An 18,664-nucleotide genomic window follows, 5' to 3' on the forward strand; every position below is an offset into this window, starting at 1 on the left:
CGAATGCCTGGTTGGCGGGCAGCGCTGTGTGGCCACGTGTGGTGTGATGATCACATGCCCGCTCGTGCCCTGGAGAGAGCGCGCGAGTTGTACGAGAGAGGATGGGCGGAGCAAGCGAAGTTCCGCTTCCCGTCAGCCATCCGGTTCCTCAAGCGTGCGCTCGTGCACGTCGAGCGCGCGGCGCCGAGCCAGGAACGCGCGGCGACTCGTGCGCGCATCCTCTACACCCTCGGCCTGTGCCAGGGCGAGACCAGCGGAATGGACATCGCCGTCGAGGCCTTCGACGCCGCCCGCCGCGAGATCGAGACCATTGAGGACACCGCGACCCGCACGCTGCTGAACGCAGGTGTGGACCACAACCACGGCCTGATGGTCATGCGGATGGGCCAGCCGGAGCGGGCGGTCGAGTGGTTCAACAGGTTCATCGAGGCGGTCGAGCACGACGTCGAGCGGACGAGTCCCGGTGCGAACCGCGCCCTGGTCCAGGGCTTCGTCTCGACACTGCTCAACCGGGGGTTCGCGCTGGCCGCGGTGCGCCGGAGCGAACGAGCGGCAGCAGACCTGGAGCGGGGTATCCAGCTCGCCCGCGAACACGAACTGCACCACCTCTACCCGTTCGGCGTGCACGCTCTCGGGAACGTCCACAAACAAAGTGGTGACCTCGCCGCGGCTCTGCGCCGCTACGAGGAAGCCGAGCGCATCTTCCGCGAGGACGAGCAGCCCGGGCTCCTCGCGCGGCTGCAGCTCGACCAGGCCGAGGCCATGCTCATGATCGGACTGTCCGATGAGGCCGGTAAGCACCTCGACGAGGCGCTTCCGGTCATGCGCAAGGAGAAGTTCGGCCAGGAGATCGCCGAGGTCGAGATGTTCCGCGCGTCGGCCGCACTGCTGGACGACCAGCTCGACCTGGCTCGCCGCATGGCGAAACGGTCCGAACGCAAGCTGGTCCGCCGCGGCAGCACGTGGTGGATGATGGCCGGCCTGATCGAGCTGTGGGCCCACGGCCGGCACGCGATGCACACCGGACGGATCTCGAACGCCCTGGTGCAGAAGGCGCTGGCGCTGTCGGACGAGCTCGCCGCCAACCACCTCGTCGACGAGTCGAGGCTGGCGCTCCTGCTCGCCACCCGGCTCGAGATCCGGCGGGGGAGGCTCGTCGAAGCGGAGGAACTGCTGAAGCGGGTGCCCGGTCCGAGGACCGTCACGCCGCTCGACCACCGCATGCAGCGCAGGCTCGTGCTGGCCGAACTCGCGCTGGCCAAGGGAAGTCGCCGCGCCGCGTTGACGCACGCCCGGCAGGCGTTGGACGAGTTGGGGCGCGTGCGCGACCAGCTCGGCGGCTTGGAGCTCGTGTCCGCCACGGCGGTGCACGGCAGGGAGCTGAGCGAGCTCGCGATCAAGCTCGCACTGGAGGACGCGGACGCGCGCAGGCTCTTCGCCTGGCTGGAACGCACCCGCGCGCAGACCTACCGGTACGAACCGCTGGAAGCCACCGACAACAACGAGGTCGCCGAGCGGATCACCGAGGTGCGCAACCTCAGCTGGGCGATCCTGCGGCACGGTCTGTCCGGACAGCCGACCGCGGAGCTGCGCGGCAAGCTCGTGAAGGCGCAGCGCGAGGCGAACCGGCTCGGCTGGCACTCGCAGCGGTGGGGCAAGCCGCGACCCGTCGCCGGCATCCGCGAGGTGATCGCTGAGCTGGGCGAACGGGCCATGGTCAGCTACGTCGTGTCCGGGGGAGAGATCGCTGCCGTCGTCGTGGCCGGCGGCCGTGTCCGCCTCGAACGGCTCGGCCATGCGGCGGAGGCGCTGGAGAGCGCCCAGAAGCTCCACTTCGACCTCAACGCTCTCGCTCCTGATCATCTGCCGCCACCTCTGGTGCAGGTCATCGGGGCGTCCGCGCACAAGCAGGCCGACCGGCTCGACACCCTGCTGATCAAGCCGCTCCGGCACCTCATCGGTGATCGCGAACTGGTGGTGGTGCCGACCGGGACGTTGTACGCGGTGCCGTGGGGCGTCATCCCCGGCCTGCACGGGCGGCCGGTCGTCACGGCGCCCTCGGCCACGGCGTGGCTGGCGGCGGCGCAGGGCGGAGAGGTGAGGACCGATCGCGTGCTGGTGGTGCAGGGACCGGGGCTCCTCTTCGGGCACGACGAGGTCGACAAGCTGGCGACCTACCACGCCAACGTCACGATGCTGTCCGGGAACACCGCGACCGCTGCCGAGGTCCTCGCCCACCTCGACGGCGCCGACCTGGTCCACGTCGCCGCCCACGGTGAGCACGAGACCGAGAACGCCCTCTTCTCCCGCCTGGAACTGGTCGACGGCCCGCTGTTCGCCCACGAGCTGGGCAGGCTGCGGAAGCCGCCCGCACACGTGGTGCTGGCCGCGTGCGAGCTCGCCCTCAACCGCATCCGGCCCGGCGACGAGGCCCTCGGCTTCGCCGGAGCCATGCTCGCCGGCGGCACCCGGACCGTGGTCGCCGCGGCCAGCAAGGTCGGTGACGAGGCCAGTGCGGCGGCGATGGCCGACTACCACCGGGCGCTGGTCGCCGGGGCCGCGCCCGCGGTGGCGCTGGCCGAGGCGATGGCGAAGGACCCGTTCCGCCGGCCGTTCCTCTGCCTCGGGTCGGGATAGGCCGTTCGAGTGGTTGTGCGGTCTCCCAGCCGACGAACGTGCTGGTCAGCGGTTAGTTGTGGTCCAAGTGTCAACGGCGGTTGGTGAACTTTTCTCGCCCGCACCCGGCTTCCTGTGCCACCCTCGACGGCACGAGGTCTTGACCGAGGGGACACAACGGCCCGCCTATCGGCTCTAGTCGATGAGCGGGCCGTTGTGCGAGAAACGACCGCATGCGCAGAACTCTGCTCGCCGTCGTCCTGGCGGCCGCCGCGGTGGTGGCGGCGCCCGTCAACGCGACGGCGCAACCGTCGAGTCCGGATCGTGAGCCCGGCAACGGGCCTGAGCGCAATGACGTCGCCGTCCTGGACAACGCTTTCCAGGCGCAGGGGTCGGTGTCGGCCCGGGGGGAGAACCAGGCCGACAGACACCAGGGGTACCCGCGCAGGACGAAGCTGCGCACGTACCCGGAGAACCCGGCCGACAAGGCCATCAAGCTGAACCTGGCGCCCTACCACTCGCTCGCGCCGCGGCTGAACGCGTTGCAGCAGAAGAGCAACAGGGTCTCGGTCGAGGTCGTCGGCCAGTCGGGGCTCGGCCGCGACCTGTACCTCGTCACGCTGACGGCACCGGAGACCGCGGCCCAGACCCGGTTGCAGGAACGGTTCCGCGCCACCGTCGAGGAAGGGCGCAGCGTTCCGGAAAACCTCTACAAGGCGCCGATCTGGATCAACAACAACATCCACGGCGACGAGTGGGAGGGCACCGACGGCGCGTTGCGGGTCATCGAGCACCTCGCCACGAGTGATGACGCCGAGACGCGGAAGCTGTTGCAGCGCAGCAGGATCTACTTCAACCTCACGGCGAACCCGGACGGCCGCGTCGCCGGCACGCGGTCGAACGCGGCGGGCTTCGACCTCAACCGCGACTTCGTCACGAGCTCCCAGCCGGAGAACCGGGTGATGCAGGACATCGTCGAGCGCACGCAGCCGGTGATGATGCTGGACCAGCACGGGTACGTGGCGAACACGCTGATCGAGCCGACCACGCCGCCGCACGGGCAGAACTACGACTTCGACCTCTACATCAAGCACGGCTACGCGGGTGGCCTGCAGATGGAGAAGGCCGTGCAGGCGCTCGGGCACCCCGAGGCCGCGAAGCCGGAGATCCCGTTCCGCGACTACCCGGTCGGCGAGTGGGACGGCTGGGCGCCGATCTACACCGCCCAGTACTCGATGTACCACGGGGCCGTGTCGTACACGATCGAGATCCCGATGCGGGTCAACCGGGCCGACTACGACACCTTGCCCGCGGCGGAGCTGCAGCGGCGTTCGCGGATCAACACCGACGTCGTCGAGGCCACCATCAGGTCGACGCTCGACTACGTGGACGACAACCGGCGCAGCCTGATCGCGAACCAGACGGAGATGTTCCGCCGCGGCGCGGCGGGGGAGCGGCAGCGGTACGTCCCGGACGGGTTCGTGCCCGGTTTCGGACCGGAGGACCGCTTCAGCACGGAGTTCCCGCGCGCCTACGTGATCACGAACGACCGGTCCGCGCCCGCCGCGGCCAGGCTCGTCGACCAGCTCGTCCGGCACGACGTCCGGGTGCAGCGGGCGGAGAGGCCGTTCACGCTGGGCGGCAGGCGCTACCCCGCCGGGTCGTACGTCGTGGACATGCACCAGCCCAAGCGCGGGCTCGCGAACGTGATGCTGGAGCAGGGCAGCGACATCTCCGGCAAGGCGCCGGTCATGTACGACATCTCCGGCTGGAGCCACCGCCTGCTCTGGGGCGCCTCGGTCGACGTCCACAGGAGCGGCCAGCTCCGGTTCGACGGCAGGCCCGTCACCGCTGCCTCGCCCACCGGGGACGTCAGCGCCGCGCCGGGTGCCGACCTCGCGCTGGTCCTGACCGACCAGAAGGACGTCAGCGCGGTCAACGACCTGCTCAACCGCGGCCTGGAACTGAAGCGCCAGGACGACGGCACGGTCGTCGTCCCCGCGAAGGACAGGGCCGCCGCGAAGGAGGTCGCCGACCGGTACGGCGTGCGCTTCAGCGCCGCCGCGCCCGGTGGCGTCGCGCTGCAGCGCAAGGTGATCGCGGCCGCGGTCTCCGCCGACGAGCTCCAGGTGCTGCGGCAGTCCGGGTTCGACGTCCGCACGATCTCCACAGCGGTGCTGAACGCGGGCTTCGACTGGTCGCGGGTCGACGCGCTGTACGTGGGAGCGGGCCTCGACCACAGCCGGCTGAACGCCACCGCCAAGGCCGCGCTGGACGAGTTCCTCGAGCGCGGCGGCGTCGTCACCCGCGGTGCCACGGGAAGCAGGTTCAACGCGGACGCCCAGCTCCTGCAGGCCACCGCAGTCGCCGGCCGGGAGGACGCGAACGGCGTGGTGAACGTCGTCAACGGCACCGGTCCGGTCGGCACCGGCGCGCTTCCGCACTCGTTCGTCTACGCACCGCAGTGGTTCACGAACCTCGGCGCGGGCGTGACGGTCGAGCAGCGCTACGGCAGCACGGTCATCGCCGCGGGCCACTGGCGCGCACGCGACAACGGCACGGGCGGTCAGGACGCGGCGGCGGGTCAGGCGGCGGTCGTGTCCGGCACGGCGGCCAACGGGGCCCGCGTGGTCCTGTTCGCCACGGAACCGATGTTCCGCGACCACCCGAAGGGCCTGTACGCGCAGGTGGCGCGCGCTCTGTTCTGGACGAGCACCAGGTAGGGAAAAGGCGGGGGTGGGAAGGCCCCGACAGCCTCTCCACCCCCGCCTGCACTACCCCGCACAGGGGTTTCCCCCGTTCGGCGGAACGAAAACCCCTGGTCACGTGGTGCCGGCCTGGAGCGGGGCGGTCAGTCCTTGCCGGGCGAGCCGCCGCCGTCGCGCACGACGATCGCGACCCTGTCGTCCGACGACACGGGCTGGCCGCCGGCCTTGTTGACCGTGCCGATCAGCGCCGCCGAGTCGTTGATCTGCTCCATCGGCCCTCGCCGGCCGAACTCGCTGCCGTCCTCGTCGCTCACGGTCGGCTTGCCCGTGAACGCGCCCTCGGGGTTCATCGGCAGGTTCTGCGCGCCGGGGATCTTCGACGTGTTGACCCACAGCACGTCGGACAACGACGCGCAGCCCATCACGCCCGGCCGCTCCGGCCAGGTCCACGCCGCCTCGCCGAGCTTGCCCGGCGTGACGCGGTAGACGACGTCGGCGTTCGCGGCCCAGTCCGTCACCCAGATCTTCGTGGTGTCCGCCGAGACGCACAGGCCGCCGGGCAGCTTCAGCCCGGACGAGACGACCGCGGTGCCCGCCGTCGGGTTGCCCTGCGCGGGCCGGCCGAAGCCGTCGATGCGCAGCACCTTGCCCGCGAGCGAGGCCGGGTCGGCGGCGAGAGCCGGGTTGCCCGCGTCACCGGTGGCCACGAGCAGCGCGCCCTTGCGGTCGCTCGCCAGCACGCCGCGGTTGCCGGACGGACCCTTCGGGATGCCGGTCAGGATGGGCTTGGGGGAGTCGCCGGGGGCGATGCGCAGCACCCGGTTGTCCGTCGCCGTCGTCACGTAGACGTACGCCAGCTGGTCCTCGGCGAACGTCGCCGACAGCGCGAGGCCGGTCAGCCCGCCGTCGGTCGACGCGTCGACCTCCAGCTGCGCGATCACCACGGGGTCGACGTCCTTCGACACCTTGACCAGGCGCCCGCCGCGTTCGGTCGCGTACGCCGCGACGCCGCCCTGGGCGTCGCCGCCGATCGGGGCGACGCCGGTGACGGTGTTCAGGCAGGTCGCGATGACGGCGGGGTTGAAGTCCTTGCAGCCCTGCGGCGGCGGCACGCTCTGCGGCGGCTGCTGCCCGCGGCCCTGCTCACCGGGCGCCGGGCGGTACTCGCCCGGCAGCTCGGGACGCGGGCCCGCCTGCGGCGTCAGCTGGGGTTGCGCGCTCCACTGCGTCGGCGCCGGCTCGTCGGGAAAGCTCGCGCAGCCCCCTGCCAGCAGGCAGGCGGCGGTCAGCAACGCAACGGAACGAACCACGGCTCCAGGGTAGGTGGGCGACCGTGAACCCGAAGTCAACTTCTCCCGGACGTGGCGAAGTCGACCGAGCGGACCCGGTCGAGCAGCAGGTCGAGCTCCTCGGACACCACCTCGGGCGCCTCGAGCGGCAGGTAGTGGCTGCACGGCAGCACCCGCAGCCGGGCCTGGGGCAGCCCCGCGACGGGCCCGGACATGCTCTCCGTCGTCGCCAGCACGTCGTCGCGGCCCGCCAGCAGCGTGACCGGGCACACGATCGGGCCGAGGTCCTGGCGCGGGGTCCCGCCGAGCGCGAGCGCCAGCGTGAAGTACCAGCGCCAGTCGTGCTGCAGGAACCGGCTCACCGCGCTCGTGACGGCCTTCGGGTCGCTCGTCGGCTTGATCACGCCGCTGTGCCGCAGCAGGAACGTCGTCGCATCCGCCGCCGGGACGCGGTGCAGCACCCGGTCGAGCACCGGACCGGCCTGCTGGAGCAGCTTCGTGCCCGTCAGCCCGATGAACCGGCGCACGGCCTTCGGCGCCAACGGCAGCATGGCGTCGAACGAGTCACCGGGAGCGCCCGCGACGAGCAGCAGGCCCGCCACCCGTTCCGGGTGGCGCAACGCCAGCTCGGCGGCGATCGTCACCCCCATCGACCAGCCCATGACGACGCACCGGTCGATGCCCGCGTCGTCCAGCACGGCGATCGCGTCCGACACGTGGTCGTCCAGCGAGATGTTGCGCTCGTCGACCGGCCTGCCGGAGCCCATCGTGCCGCGCATGTACCAGCTGAGCACGCCACCCCGGCCGGTCAGCGACGGCCACGACTCGGGCCCGGAGCCCACGCCGGGGCACAGCAGCACCGGTGTGCCCTCGTCGGCCACCTGCCACGTCCGGATCCTCGTGCCGTCCCACGCGATGACGTCGTGCTCCCGCATGGCGGACATTCTGACGTACGTTGGCCCGGTGACGCTCACCGTGCTCGTGCCAGATGACTTCGGAGTTCAAGCGCTGTCCCGGGTGGACGGTGTCCGGGCGGTTCGCTACGAGCCGGGGCGGCCGTTGCCGTCCGAGGGACGTGACGCCGAGGTCCTGATCCCGCGGTTCCTCTCCGGCACCGACCCGCGCGAGGTGTTCGAGCAGCTGCCGAAGCTCGAGCTGGTGCAGCTGCTCAGCGCCGGTGCCGAGAACTTCATCGGCAAGGTGCCCGACGGCGTGATGCTCTCCACGGCCCGGGGCGCGCACGGCGGCAGCACCGCGGAGTGGGCCATCGGCGCGTTGATCGCCATCTACCGCGACTTCTTCGTCTTCGAACGGGCGCGCGCCGAAGGCCGCTGGGACTACCACGGCACGGACACCCTGCAGGACAAGAAGGTCTTGATCGTCGGCGCGGGCGACCTCGGCGAGCAGCTGAAGCGCCGCCTGGAGCCGTTCAACGCCACCGCCACGCTGGTCGGCCGCACCGCCCGCGAGGGGGTGCACGGCCAGGACGAGCTGCCGCGGCTGCTGCCCGAGTTCGACGCCGTGGTCATCTTCACGCCGATGACCGAGGAGACCCGCCACCTCGTCGACGCCGAGTTCCTGGCCGCGATGAAGGACGGCGCGATCCTGGTCAACGGCGCGCGCGGCCCGGTCGTCGACACCGGGGCACTGCTCGCGGAGCTGACCTCGGGGCGGCTGCGCGCGGCCCTCGACGTGACCGATCCCGAGCCCCTGCCCGCCGATCATCCACTGTGGACTGCGCCGGGGCTGTTCCTGACGCCGCACGTGGCCGGGTCGTGCACGGGCAGCGGACAGCGCGCGTACGCCGTCGCCATCGCGGAGATCTCGCGGTTCGCTGCGGGGGAGGAACCGCGCAACCTCGTCCACGGGGACTATTAGCCCGTCCGGGTGAAACTGGGCTGCCGTTCGGCTCTCGCGCGCCCGCACGCGGCCCCCTAGCGTGCGGGCGTGGCCACTCACGACAAAGGCTCGACCACCTCGAGCGCTTTCTCCGACGACTCGTTCTACTCGAGCAGCGGCGGGGGAGTTCACCACTTCGACGACAGCGTGGCGCGAGCCGGTACGGACGCCATCTCGCCGTTCGACTCGGCGACGAAGTCGTTCGACACGACGGCTTACACGCCGCTCGACAAGTCCACTGTGGACGTGCGGCACGACGACGTGTTCGCCGGCGACGACCGCGGGAAGTTCGGCTGGACCGCGGGCCCGGACGTCGGCCTGCTCGGCCTGCGCGCGGTGCTCGGCGGCATCTTCCTGCTGCACGGCCTGCAGAAGGTCTTCGGCCTCTTCGGCGGCCCCGGCATCAACGGCTTCGCGCAGTCGCTGGAGAAGATGGGCTACCGCGAGCCGGTCGTCCTCGCCTGGGTCACCGGCATCACCGAACTCGCGGGCGGCGGCCTGCTCGTGCTCGGCCTCTTCACCCCGCTCGCCGCCGCCGGCCTGCTCGCCGTGATGGCCAACGTCATCGCGCTGCAGTACAAGGGCGGCTTCTTCGGCCCCAACGGCGTGGAGCTCGAGCTCGCCCTCGCCGGCATGGCGTTCGCCGCGCTCTTCGCCGGACCGGGCCGCGCCGCCCTGGACTACAACCGCAGCTGGTTCCGCCACCCGCTGGCGGCCGGGTTCATCGCGCTGCTGATCGGTGCCGGTGGCGCCGCGGTGACGTACTTCGTCTTCCGGTAGGAAGTGGTCCGTGCGGAAGAACGTGACGGGAGCGGTGCTCCAGCTCGCCCTGCTGGTGGTCGGCATCCCGGTCGTGTACCTGGTGGCGTTCCCGTTCGGGCTCTCCGCGAAGTCGCTCCTGCCACCGCTGGGCCTGCTCGCGGGCCTCGTCGTCGCGGGAATCGTGGTCAAGAAGACGGAGCAGCCCGTCAGCGGACCGCTGACGGGCTGGCTCGTGTTCGGCGCCTGCCTGGCGCTCGCCTTCGCTCTTTAGCGGCTGGGGTCGCGCACCGCGCCCGTGGACGCGTCCGTCGCCATCCGCGCGTACGCCCGCAGCGCACCCGTGACCGGGCGGACCCGGTCCACCGGCTGCCACGGCCGTTCGGAGGCCTCCATCTTGGCGCGGCGCTCGGCCAGCACGTCGTCGTCCACCAGCAGTTCGAGACGACGCTCGTGCACGTCGATCAGGATCCGGTCGCCGTTCTGCACCAGGCCGATCGTGCCGCCGCCCGCCGCCTCCGGCGAGATGTGACCGATCGACAGGCCCGACGAACCGCCGGAGAACCGGCCGTCCGTGATCAGCGCGCACTTCTTGCCGAGGCCCGATCCCTTGAGGAACGCCGTGGGGTGCAGCATCTCCTGCATGCCGGGGCCGCCGGACGGGCCCTCGTAGCGCACGACCAGGACCTCGCCGGCCTGGATCTCCTTCTTCAGGATCACCGAGACGGCTTCCTCCTGGGACTCGACGACGCGCGCCGGGCCCTCGAAGTGCCACAGCTCCTCGTCGATGCCCGCGGCCTTGATGATCGCGCCGCGCTCGGCCAGGTTGCCGCGCAGCACGGCCAGGCCGCCGTCGCGCGTGTAGGCGTGCTCGAAGTCGCGGATGCAGCCGTTCGCGGCGTCGGTGTCCAAAGAGGACCAGCGGTTCGACGTCGAGAACGCCTGCGTCGTGCGCACGCCACCGGGGGCCGCGTGGAAGAGCTCGACCGCCTCGGGTGACGGGTTCTCGGCGCGGATGTCCCACTTGCCGAGCCACTCCGCGAGCGTCGGCGTGTGCACCGACGTCACGTCGTCGTTGAGCAGTCCGGCGCGGTACAGCTCGCCCAGCAGCGCGGGGATTCCACCCGCCCGGTGCACGTCCTCCATGTGGTAGTCGCTGTTCGGCGACACCTTGGACAGGCACGGCACGCGGCGGGACAGGTCGTCGATGTCCTGCAGCGTGAAGTCGATCTCGCCCTCCTGCGCGGCGGCGAGGATGTGCAGCACGGTGTTCGTCGAGCCGCCCATGGCCATGTCGAGCGCCATCGCGTTCTCGAACGCCTGGCGGTTCGCGATCGACCGCGGCAGCGCGGACTCGTCGTCCTCGCCGTACCAGCGCTTGCACAGCTCCACGACCACGCGGCCGGCCTCGGAGAACAGCTCGCGGCGCGCGGCGTGCGTGGCGAGCGTCGAGCCGTTGCCCGGCAGCGAGAGGCCCAGGGCCTCGGTGAGGCAGTTCATCGAGTTCGCGGTGAACATGCCGGAGCAGGAGCCGCACGTCGGGCACGCGGAGCGCTCGACCTCGGAGAGCCCGTCCTCGCTCACGGCGGGGGAGGCGGACGCGGAGATCGCGGTGATCAGGTCGGTCGGTGCGACGGCGACGCCCTCGACGACGACGGCCTTGCCGGCCTCCATCGGGCCGCCGGACACGAACACGACGGGGATGTTGAGCCGCATCGCCGCGTTGAGCATGCCGGGGGTGATCTTGTCGCAGTTCGAGATGCAGACGATCGCGTCGGCCTGGTGCGCGTTCACCATGTACTCGACGGAGTCGGCGATGATCTCGCGGCTGGGCAGCGAGTAGAGCATCCCGCTGTGGCCCATGGCGATGCCGTCGTCGACCGCGATGGTGTGGAACTCGCGCGGCACGCCACCCGCTTCTCGCACGGCCTCGGCCACGATGTCGCCGAGATCGCGCAGGTGCACGTGGCCGGGCACGAACTGCGTGTAGGAGTTGGCGATCGCGATGATGGGCTTGCCGAAGTCGCTGTCCGTCATGCCGGTGGCGCGCCAGAGGGCGCGGGCTCCGGCGGCGTTGCGACCGTGCGTGGTGGTGCGAGAGCGGAGCTGAGGCACTGCTCCTCCAGGTTCAGTTCAAGAAAAAGTGCGCGCGGGACGGCCGGGTGAGGCGTCACCAAGTCTGGGAGCGGTGCCTCAAAGGCTACTCGTGCGCAGACTCGCCGAGACCAGCAGACAGGCCAGTGCGAGCGTGATCACGTGCACGGCGGTGCACCACAGGCAGATCTTGCCGATGATGAGGAACTCGGCCGCGACCAGGTAGACGACCATCAGCACGCCGGCGCCGACCGCCGCGAGACGCACCCACCTCAGGGGTTCGACCCGCCACGCGAACGGGAGGCAGATCACCGTCAGGAAGGCGAAGAAGGCCAGTCCGAGGAACGCGACGGGGACGCCGAACAGCGCGGACTGCTCGCTCGTGGTCACGGTCCCGCAGTCGACGACGGCGTCCGCCGAGCACAGCAGCGCGCTCGTGTCGAAGTGCGCGTATGTCAGATAAGCCGAGGTCAGCAGGCCTGCGATGGACAGCAGCAGGCTCAGCTGCGGAACCCGTTCGATCACTTCTCGGACTGTACGGACTTCCCGGGGGCTTCCTCGACAGCGTCCCCGCCGCTGTCGCCGTTCACGTCCCCGGTGACCTCGTCAGTCACCTCTTCGGGTTCTTCTTCCGCGACCGTCGGGTCGGGAACGCGGCCACCGCTCACGACCGACAGCGCCGGCAGGTGCATGAACCGGACCGCGGGCAGCACGACCTCGGAGGCGTCCTGTCTGACCGCCCGCAGCCAGCCCTTCTGGACCAGGCGGATGGACCGCACCTCGGACCACTCGAGCGTCGTCGTGCCGAACACGCCGCGCGCGACGATCCGCTCCTCCGTGACCGTCGTGCGGTTGCGCAGCACCCAGTAGGCGTAGGCGAGCGGGAGGACGTAGAGCACTTGCAGCCCGGGAGCGACCCACGCCACAGGGGTGACGCAGATGGCGATCAGACCCGCCGCGAGCAGGGCCGTTGCCGGGATGCGAAAGACCAGCTTCTTCACCCGGACGATTGTTCCACGTCCACGATCCGGGAATTCCGTCTCGCAGAGTTGACGCCCTCTTGCCAAAGGCGATAACGTCCCGGCCATGCAGCGCACGCTCGTTCTCGTACTTCTCAGGCGCGTCGACGCCTGAGCCGAACAGCCTGCGTCGACGCGCGACCCTCGCACGACCCGTCTCCGGGTTGTCGAGGGTTTTTTCGTGTCCGGACCCCGATACCCACGAGGCAATGATGACCAGCGCACCATCGCGACAGGCTTCCGAGCCCACGTCGCCACGTCCAGGTCCGCGGCCCAAACCGGCCCCGCCGACGGGCGCACCGATTCGTGTAACCGGTGCTCAGTCGCTCGTCCGCTCGCTCGAAGCGGTCGGCTGCGAAGTGGTCTTCGGCATTCCCGGCGGGACGATCCTCCCCGCGTACGACCCGCTGCTCGACTCCACGAAGGTCCGGCACATCCTCGTCCGCCACGAGCAGGGCGCCGGCCACGCGGCGACCGGGTACGCGCAGGCCACCGGCAGGGTCGGGGTCTGCATGGCGACCTCGGGTCCGGGTGCGACGAACCTCGTCACCCCGCTCGCGGACGCGAACATGGACTCCGTGCCCGTCGTCGCGATCACCGGCCAGCAGTCGCGGCCGCTGATCGGCACGGACGCCTTCCAGGAGGCGGACATCTGCGGCATCACCATGCCGATCACCAAGCACAACGTCCTCGTGACCGACGCGGCGGAGATCCCGCGGGCGATCGCGGAGGCGTTCCACATCGCGGCGACCGGCCGACCCGGCCCCGTCCTCGTCGACATCCCGAAGGACGTGCTGCAGGAGCAGACCAGCTTCACGTGGCCGCCCGACATGCGCCTGCCCGGGTACCGGCCGACGACCCGGCCGCACGGCAAGCAGGTCCGCGAGGCCGCCAAGCTGATCGTGGCCGCCCGCAAGCCCGTCCTGTACGTCGGCGGCGGCGTGATCAAGGCCGACGCCCACGCCGAGCTGCTGCGCCTGGCCGAGGACACCGGCATCCCGGTCGTCACGACGCTGATGGCGCGCGGCGCGTTCCCCGACTCGCACGACCAGCACCTGGGCATGCCCGGCATGCACGGCACCGTCGCGGCCGTCGCGGCGATGCAGAAGGCGGACCTGCTGATCGCGCTGGGCGCCCGCTTCGACGACCGCGTCACCGGCCAGCTGGCGACGTTCGCGCCGGACGCGCAGGTCGTCCACGCCGACATCGACCCGGCCGAGATCTCCAAGAACCGCCGCGCGGACGTCCCGATCGTGGGCGACTGCAAGGAGATCATCACCGAGCTGATCGACGCGGTCCGCACCGAGCGCGAGACGGCCAAGGCCGTCGACCTCACGCCGTGGTGGGACACGCTGAAGTCGCTGCGCGAGACGTTCCCGCTGGGCTACGACTGGCCCGAGGACGGCACGCTCTCGCCGCAGTACGTCATCGAGCGGATCGGCGCGCTGTCGCCGTCCGACACGATCTACACGGCGGGCGTCGGCCAGCACCAGATGTGGGCCGCGCAGTTCGTGAAGTACGAGCACCCCCGCACGTGGATCAACTCCGGCGGCCTCGGCACGATGGGCTTCGCCGTTCCCGCCGCCATGGGCATCAAGGCCGGTGAGCCGGACCGCACGGTCTGGGCCGTCGACGGCGACGGCTGCTTCCAGATGACCAACCAGGAGCTCGCCACCTGCGCCATCGAGGGCCTGCCGGTGAAGATCGCCGTGATCAACAACGGCAACCTGGGCATGGTCCGCCAGTGGCAGACGCTGTTCTACGGCGAGCGGTACTCCAACACGGATCTGGGCACGCACAAGCACCGCATCCCAGACTTCAAGCTCCTGGCGGAAGCCCTCGGCTGCGTGGGCCTGCGCGCCGAGTCGCGCGAGGAGGTGGACGAGGTGATCGCGAAGGCGCTGGAGATCAACGACCGCCCTGTCGTGGTCGACTTCGTCGTCGGCAAGGACGCGCAGGTGTGGCCCATGGTCGCGGCCGGCACCGGCAACTCCGAGATCATGGCCGCCCGCGGCATCCGCCCCCTGTTCGACGAGGACATCTGATGACCAGGCACACGCTCAGCGTTTTGGTCGAGGACAAGCCCGGTGTGCTCGCACGCGTCGCCGGCCTGTTCTCCCGCCGCGGCTTCAACATCGAGTCGCTCGCGGTCGGCCGCACGGAGTACCCCGACATCTCGCGCATGACGATCGTGGTGTCGGTCGACGAGCTGCCCCTGGAACAGGTCACCAAGCAGCTCAACAAGCTCATCAACGTCATCAAGATCGTCGAGCTGGAGCCCACCGCTTCCGTTCAGCGGCAACTGGTGTTGATTAAGGTTCGTGCGGACGCGACGGTGCGGTCGCAGGTCCTCGAAACCGTTCAGCTCTTCCGCGCGAAGGTCGTCGACGTCTCGCCCGAGGCCGTCACGATCGAGGCAACGGGCACCTCCGAGAAGCTTGACGCGCTGCTGCGCATGCTGGAGCCCTACGGGCTTCGGGAGATCGTCCAGTCCGGCATGGTCGCCATCGGCCGTGGCGCTCGTTCCATCACCGCCACCGCGGTCCGCTAGAAAACCCAGAGAGAAGGAAACACTGTGAGCGTCGAGATCTTCTACGACGACGATGCCGACCTGAGCATCATCCAGGACCGCAAGGTGGCCGTGATCGGCTACGGCAGCCAGGGCCACGCCCACGCGCTGTCCCTGCGCGACTCGGGCGTCGAGGTCCGCATCGGTCTGCAGGAGGGCTCCAAGTCCCGCGCCAAGGCCGAGGAAGAGGGCCTGGAGGTCGGCACGCCGTCCGAGGTCTCCGCCTGGGCCGACGTGATCATGATCCTGGCGCCCGACACCGCGCAGCGCCACATCTACGCGAACGAGATCGCCGCGAACCTCAAGGAGGGCGACGCCCTCTTCTTCGGCCACGGCTTCAACATCCGCTACGGCCTCATCACCGCGCCGTCCGGCGTCGACGTCGCCATGGTCGCCCCGAAGGGCCCGGGCCACCTGGTCCGCCGCCAGTTCGTCGACGGCAAGGGCGTCCCCGCGCTCATCGCCGTCGAGCAGGACGCCTCCGGCACCGCGCAGGCCCTCGCCCTGTCCTACGCGAAGGGCATCGGCGGCACCCGCGCCGGCGTCATCAAGACGACGTTCAAGGAAGAGACCGAGACGGACCTCTTCGGCGAGCAGGCCGTCCTCTGCGGTGGCGCCTCCGCGCTCGTCCAGGCGGGCTTCGAGGTCCTCACCGAGGCGGGCTACGCCCCCGAGGTCGCGTACTTCGAGTGCCTGCACGAGCTCAAGCTGATCGTCGACCTCATGTACGAGGGCGGCATCGCCCGCATGCGCTACTCGATCTCCGACACCGCGGAGTTCGGCGACCTGACCCGCGGCCCGCGCGTCATCACTCCTGCCGTGAAGGAGGAGATGAAGAAGATCCTGGGCGAGATCCAGGACGGCACCTTCGCGAACGAGTGGGTGGCCGAGGACGACAACGGCCGCGCGAACTACAAGAAGCTGCAGCAGGAGGGTGAGAACCACCCGATCGAGGCAACGGGCAAGAAGCTCCGCGACATGATGTCGTGGGTCGACCGCCCGATCACCGAGACCGCCTGAGTTCTCGACCAGGTCTTTCCCCAGGGAGGCCCGTGGAGCGCGTGTGACGCTCCGCGGGCCTTTCCGCTTTTCGGCTGGTCCCATCCGCTAGCTTCTTCGGCATGACCGACAGCGCGCCGATCTACGACGACAAGGCCCACGTGCGCGGCAAGCTGGACCTGCGCAACGCGCAGTGGAAGCGCCCGCCGGAGCCCGAACCGGAAGACGGCCACGTCGAGATCGCCTTCATCGAGCACACCGACGGCGCCACGTACGTCGCCATGCGCAACTCCAAGCAGCTCGAACCCGTGCTCACCTTCACGATGGCCGAGTGGGACGCCTTCGTGCTGGGCGCGAAGGACGGCGAGTTCGACGAGCCCTGGTAGCCCACCGCGCCAGGTGCCAGCCGCACTCGCCAACGCAAGGCGACCACGCACCCAGGCCCGGCGCGCGCACTCGACCGCAGTCGCCAACGCAAGGCGACCACGCGATCAGGTCAGGCGCGCGCACTCAACCGGACGCCCGCAATCGCAACCCGGCCGAGCACGCGGCTTGGCGTGGCGATGCGCAGCGAGCCGGATGAACCTGACGCCGCCGGGCAGCGGTCGCCACCCCAACGCCTCGTCCCGGCCCGCAGGACCACCCTCGCAACGCAACCCGGCCCGACAAACGCAACCAACCGCGCTGGAACCGGCACCCACCAACCCGAGCCGCACCCGGCCGACGCAACCCAGCCGACCCGACCCGACCCGCTGAACCGCCCTCCACCCAAACCCGACCAGATCCCAACCCCTGGGCGTCACCCTCACAGGTGAACCCCACGTAGAACCCCACCCACTCCCATACTCCAAGACGCCGACAGTGACCTGAGCCACCCGCCGGAAGGCGCGAGCGAGCCCGGTGTCTATGCTCGTTAACAGTCCGGACACATTGCGGTGCCCGGTCGGCGCGGGCCAGCCGCCCCCGACCACGCCCGCGCCCCACGATCCGACCCTTCCTGGGAGCGATGTCCGTGAGCAACACGAGCCGACCCGTTGTCCTCATCGCCGAGAAGCTCGCGCCGTCCGTGCTCGACGCTCTCGGCGACGGCGTCGAAGTGCGCCACGTAGACGGCACCGACCGCCCGGCCCTCCTCGAGGCCGTCGCGGACGCCGACGCCCTGCTGGTCCGCTCCGCCACCCAGGTCAACGCCGAGGTCTTCGCGGCCACCCGCAAGCTCAAGGTCGTTGCCCGCGCCGGTGTCGGTCTCGACAACGTCGAGGTCCCGGCGGCCACGCAGAACGGCGTGATGGTCGTCAACGCGCCGACGTCGAACATCGTGAGCGCCGCCGAGCACGCCGTCGCGCTCCTGCTCAGCGTCGCGCGCCAGATCCCGGCCGCGCACGAGACGCTGCAGAACCACGAGTGGAAGCGCTCCAAGTTCAACGGCGTCGAGATCAACGGCAAGACGGTCGGCGTGGTCGGCCTCGGCAAGATCGGCCAGCTGTTCGCGCAGCGCATCGCCGCGTTCGGCGTCGAGCTCATCGCCTACGACCCGTACGTCTCGGCCGCGCGCGCCGCCCAGCTCGGCATCGAGCTCGTGAGCCTCGAGGAGCTGCTGGAGCGCGCCGACGCGATCAGCATCCACCTGCCGAAGACGCCGGAGACCAAGGGTCTCATCGGCGCCGAGCAGCTGGCCAAGGCCAAGCGCGGCGTCATCATCGTCAACGCCGCCCGCGGTGGCCTCATCGACGAGGAGGCCCTCGCCGAGGCGGTCAAGGAGGGCCAGGTCGGCGGCGCCGGCATCGACGTGTTCTCCACCGAGCCCACGACCGAGAGCCCGCTGTTCAACGTGCCGGGCATCGTCGTCACGCCGCACCTCGGCGCGTCCACGGCCGAGGCGCAGGACCGCGCGGGCACCGACGTCGCGAAGAGCGTCATCCTCGCGCTCGCCGGCGAGTTCGTGCCGGACGCCGTGAACGTCCAGGGCGGCGCTGTCGGCGAGGAGGTCCGCCCGTACCTGCCGCTGGTGCAGAAGCTCGGCACCGTCCTCAGTGCACTCTCGCCCAAGGCCCCGACCAGCGTCACCGTCGAGGTCCGCGGCGAACTGTCCAATGAGGACGTCGAGATCCTGCCGCTCGCCGCTCTGCGCGGTGTGTTCTCCAAGGTCGTCGAGTCCCAGGTCACGTTCGTGAACGCGCCGAGCCTCGCCGCGGACCTCGGCGTGACGGTCGAGCTCACCAAGGAGACCGAGAGCCCGAACCACCGCAGCCTCGTCACGGTCAGGGCCGTGCAGGCGGACGGCACGACGAACAGCGTGTCCGGCACCGTCAGCGGCATCGCGCAGGTCGAGAAGCTGGTGAACATCAACGGCCGCAACTTCGACCTCAGGGCCGAAGGCACCGTGCTGCTGCTGGAGTACCCGGACCGCCCGGGCGTCATGGGCACGGTCGGCACGCTGCTCGGCGAGGCCGGCGTGAACATCGAGGCCGCGCAGATCAGCCAGACCGGCAGCGACGCCGTCATGGTGCTGCGCGTCGACCGCCCGGTCGACACGCAGGTCCTCGACCCGATCGGTGCCGCCGTCGGTGCGCGCACGGTCCGCTCTGTCGACTTCGGATAGTCACGACATACGGGAAGGGGACGGTCAAAGTCCCCTTCCCGTGTCTATCGCTGTTCACAACGAACGCGTAACAGGCAACTATCCGTAGACCATATTCATACTTTCGGGGC

General features: G+C 70.3%; 15 protein-coding genes. 10 read left to right on the plus strand and 5 right to left on the minus strand.

Annotated features, from left to right (window positions below; genetic code table 11):
• The first annotated feature begins 54 nt into the window (after positions 1–54).
• Positions 55–2,637, plus strand: a complete 2,583-nt coding sequence (locus V1227_RS34850) for a CHAT domain-containing protein (RefSeq protein ID WP_329789455.1) — start codon at positions 55–57, stop codon at positions 2,635–2,637.
• 212 nt (positions 2,638–2,849) lie between these two features.
• Positions 2,850–5,339: a M14 family zinc carboxypeptidase gene (locus V1227_RS34855; protein ID WP_329789456.1), complete on the plus strand. Its 2,490-nt coding sequence runs from the start codon at positions 2,850–2,852 to the stop codon at positions 5,337–5,339.
• 128 nt (positions 5,340–5,467) lie between these two features.
• On the opposite strand, the gene V1227_RS34860 is transcribed toward V1227_RS34855, so the two are convergent.
• Positions 5,468–6,634: a PQQ-dependent sugar dehydrogenase gene (locus V1227_RS34860; RefSeq protein WP_329789457.1), complete on the minus strand. Its 1,167-nt coding sequence runs from the start codon at positions 6,632–6,634 to the stop codon at positions 5,468–5,470.
• A gap of 35 nt (positions 6,635–6,669) precedes the next feature.
• Positions 6,670–7,548, minus strand: coding sequence for an alpha/beta fold hydrolase (locus V1227_RS34865; protein ID WP_329789458.1), 879 nt, complete (start codon positions 7,546–7,548; stop codon positions 6,670–6,672).
• Between the two features lie 28 nt (positions 7,549–7,576).
• On the opposite strand from V1227_RS34865, the gene V1227_RS34870 reads away from it, so the two are divergent.
• From V1227_RS34870 to V1227_RS34880, 3 genes are all read left to right on the plus strand, one after another.
• A complete protein-coding gene (locus V1227_RS34870) occupies positions 7,577–8,491 on the plus strand; it encodes a 2-hydroxyacid dehydrogenase (RefSeq protein WP_329789459.1) in 915 nt (304 codons plus the stop codon).
• A gap of 69 nt (positions 8,492–8,560) precedes the next feature.
• Complete coding sequence (locus tag V1227_RS34875; protein WP_329789460.1) at positions 8,561–9,292, plus strand: DoxX family protein; 732 nt, start codon at positions 8,561–8,563, stop codon at positions 9,290–9,292.
• A gap of 10 nt (positions 9,293–9,302) precedes the next feature.
• Entirely contained in the window at positions 9,303–9,545 is a 243-nt protein-coding gene (locus V1227_RS34880; protein ID WP_090095374.1) for a hypothetical protein, read from the plus strand.
• Here V1227_RS34880 and ilvD read toward each other — a convergent pair.
• The 3 genes from ilvD to V1227_RS34895 form a co-directional block, all read right to left on the minus strand.
• Positions 9,542–11,386, minus strand: a complete 1,845-nt coding sequence (gene ilvD / locus V1227_RS34885; protein WP_329789461.1) for a dihydroxy-acid dehydratase — start codon at positions 11,384–11,386, stop codon at positions 9,542–9,544. The genes V1227_RS34880 and ilvD overlap by 4 nt on opposite strands.
• 78 nt (positions 11,387–11,464) lie before the next feature.
• Positions 11,465–11,890 carry a vitamin K epoxide reductase family protein gene (locus V1227_RS34890; RefSeq protein WP_329789462.1) on the minus strand — a complete coding sequence of 142 codons (426 nt, stop codon included), beginning with the start codon at positions 11,888–11,890 and terminating at the stop codon, positions 11,465–11,467.
• Positions 11,887–12,366, minus strand: a complete 480-nt coding sequence (locus V1227_RS34895) for a PH domain-containing protein (RefSeq protein WP_329789463.1) — start codon at positions 12,364–12,366, stop codon at positions 11,887–11,889. The genes V1227_RS34890 and V1227_RS34895 overlap by 4 nt, the downstream gene beginning before the upstream one ends.
• 230 nt (positions 12,367–12,596) lie before the next feature.
• Here V1227_RS34895 and V1227_RS34900 point away from each other — a divergent pair, with 230 nt between their 5' ends.
• From V1227_RS34900 to serA, 5 genes are all read left to right on the plus strand, one after another.
• On the plus strand, positions 12,597–14,429 hold the full coding sequence (locus V1227_RS34900) for an acetolactate synthase large subunit (RefSeq protein ID WP_329789464.1): 1,833 nt from the start codon (positions 12,597–12,599) through the stop codon (positions 14,427–14,429).
• Complete coding sequence (ilvN, locus tag V1227_RS34905) at positions 14,429–14,935, plus strand: acetolactate synthase small subunit (RefSeq protein WP_030467896.1); 507 nt, start codon at positions 14,429–14,431, stop codon at positions 14,933–14,935. Before V1227_RS34900 ends, ilvN begins: the two co-directional genes overlap by 1 nt.
• Positions 14,936–14,959: 24 nt before the next feature.
• The gene (ilvC, locus tag V1227_RS34910; protein WP_329789465.1) at positions 14,960–15,973 is read left to right on the plus strand and encodes a ketol-acid reductoisomerase; all 1,014 of its coding nucleotides are present in this window, start codon (positions 14,960–14,962) and stop codon (positions 15,971–15,973) included.
• A 101-nt stretch (positions 15,974–16,074) separates the two neighbouring features.
• Entirely contained in the window at positions 16,075–16,338 is a 264-nt protein-coding gene (locus V1227_RS34915; protein WP_089925599.1) for a DUF397 domain-containing protein, read from the plus strand.
• Between the two features lie 620 nt (positions 16,339–16,958).
• Complete coding sequence (gene serA, locus V1227_RS34920) at positions 16,959–18,554, plus strand: phosphoglycerate dehydrogenase (protein ID WP_425412410.1); 1,596 nt, start codon at positions 16,959–16,961, stop codon at positions 18,552–18,554.
• Positions 18,555–18,664 lie beyond the last annotated feature (110 nt).

This window comes from Lentzea sp. DG1S-22 (genome assembly GCF_036321065.1).
GTDB classification, from domain to species: Bacteria; Actinomycetota; Actinomycetes; order Mycobacteriales; family Pseudonocardiaceae; genus Lentzea; species Lentzea jiangxiensis.

What these genes read in the sequence shown, in the direction of transcription:
- ilvN (WP_030467896.1), top strand. Translation starts at nt 14,429, where the DNA reads ATGACCAGGCACACGCTCAGCGTTTTGGTCGAGGACAAGCCCGGTGTG.
- V1227_RS34915 (WP_089925599.1), top strand. Translation starts at nt 16,075, where the DNA reads ATGACCGACAGCGCGCCGATCTACGACGACAAGGCCCACGTGCGCGGC.
- V1227_RS34850 (WP_329789455.1), top strand. Translation starts at nt 55, where the DNA reads ATGCCCGCTCGTGCCCTGGAGAGAGCGCGCGAGTTGTACGAGAGAGGA.
- V1227_RS34900 (WP_329789464.1), top strand. Translation starts at nt 12,597, where the DNA reads ATGACCAGCGCACCATCGCGACAGGCTTCCGAGCCCACGTCGCCACGT.
- serA (WP_425412410.1), top strand. Translation starts at nt 16,959, where the DNA reads ATGTCCGTGAGCAACACGAGCCGACCCGTTGTCCTCATCGCCGAGAAG.
- V1227_RS34865 (WP_329789458.1), bottom strand. Translation starts at nt 7,548, where the DNA reads ATGCGGGAGCACGACGTCATCGCGTGGGACGGCACGAGGATCCGGACG.
- V1227_RS34855 (WP_329789456.1), top strand. Translation starts at nt 2,850, where the DNA reads ATGCGCAGAACTCTGCTCGCCGTCGTCCTGGCGGCCGCCGCGGTGGTG.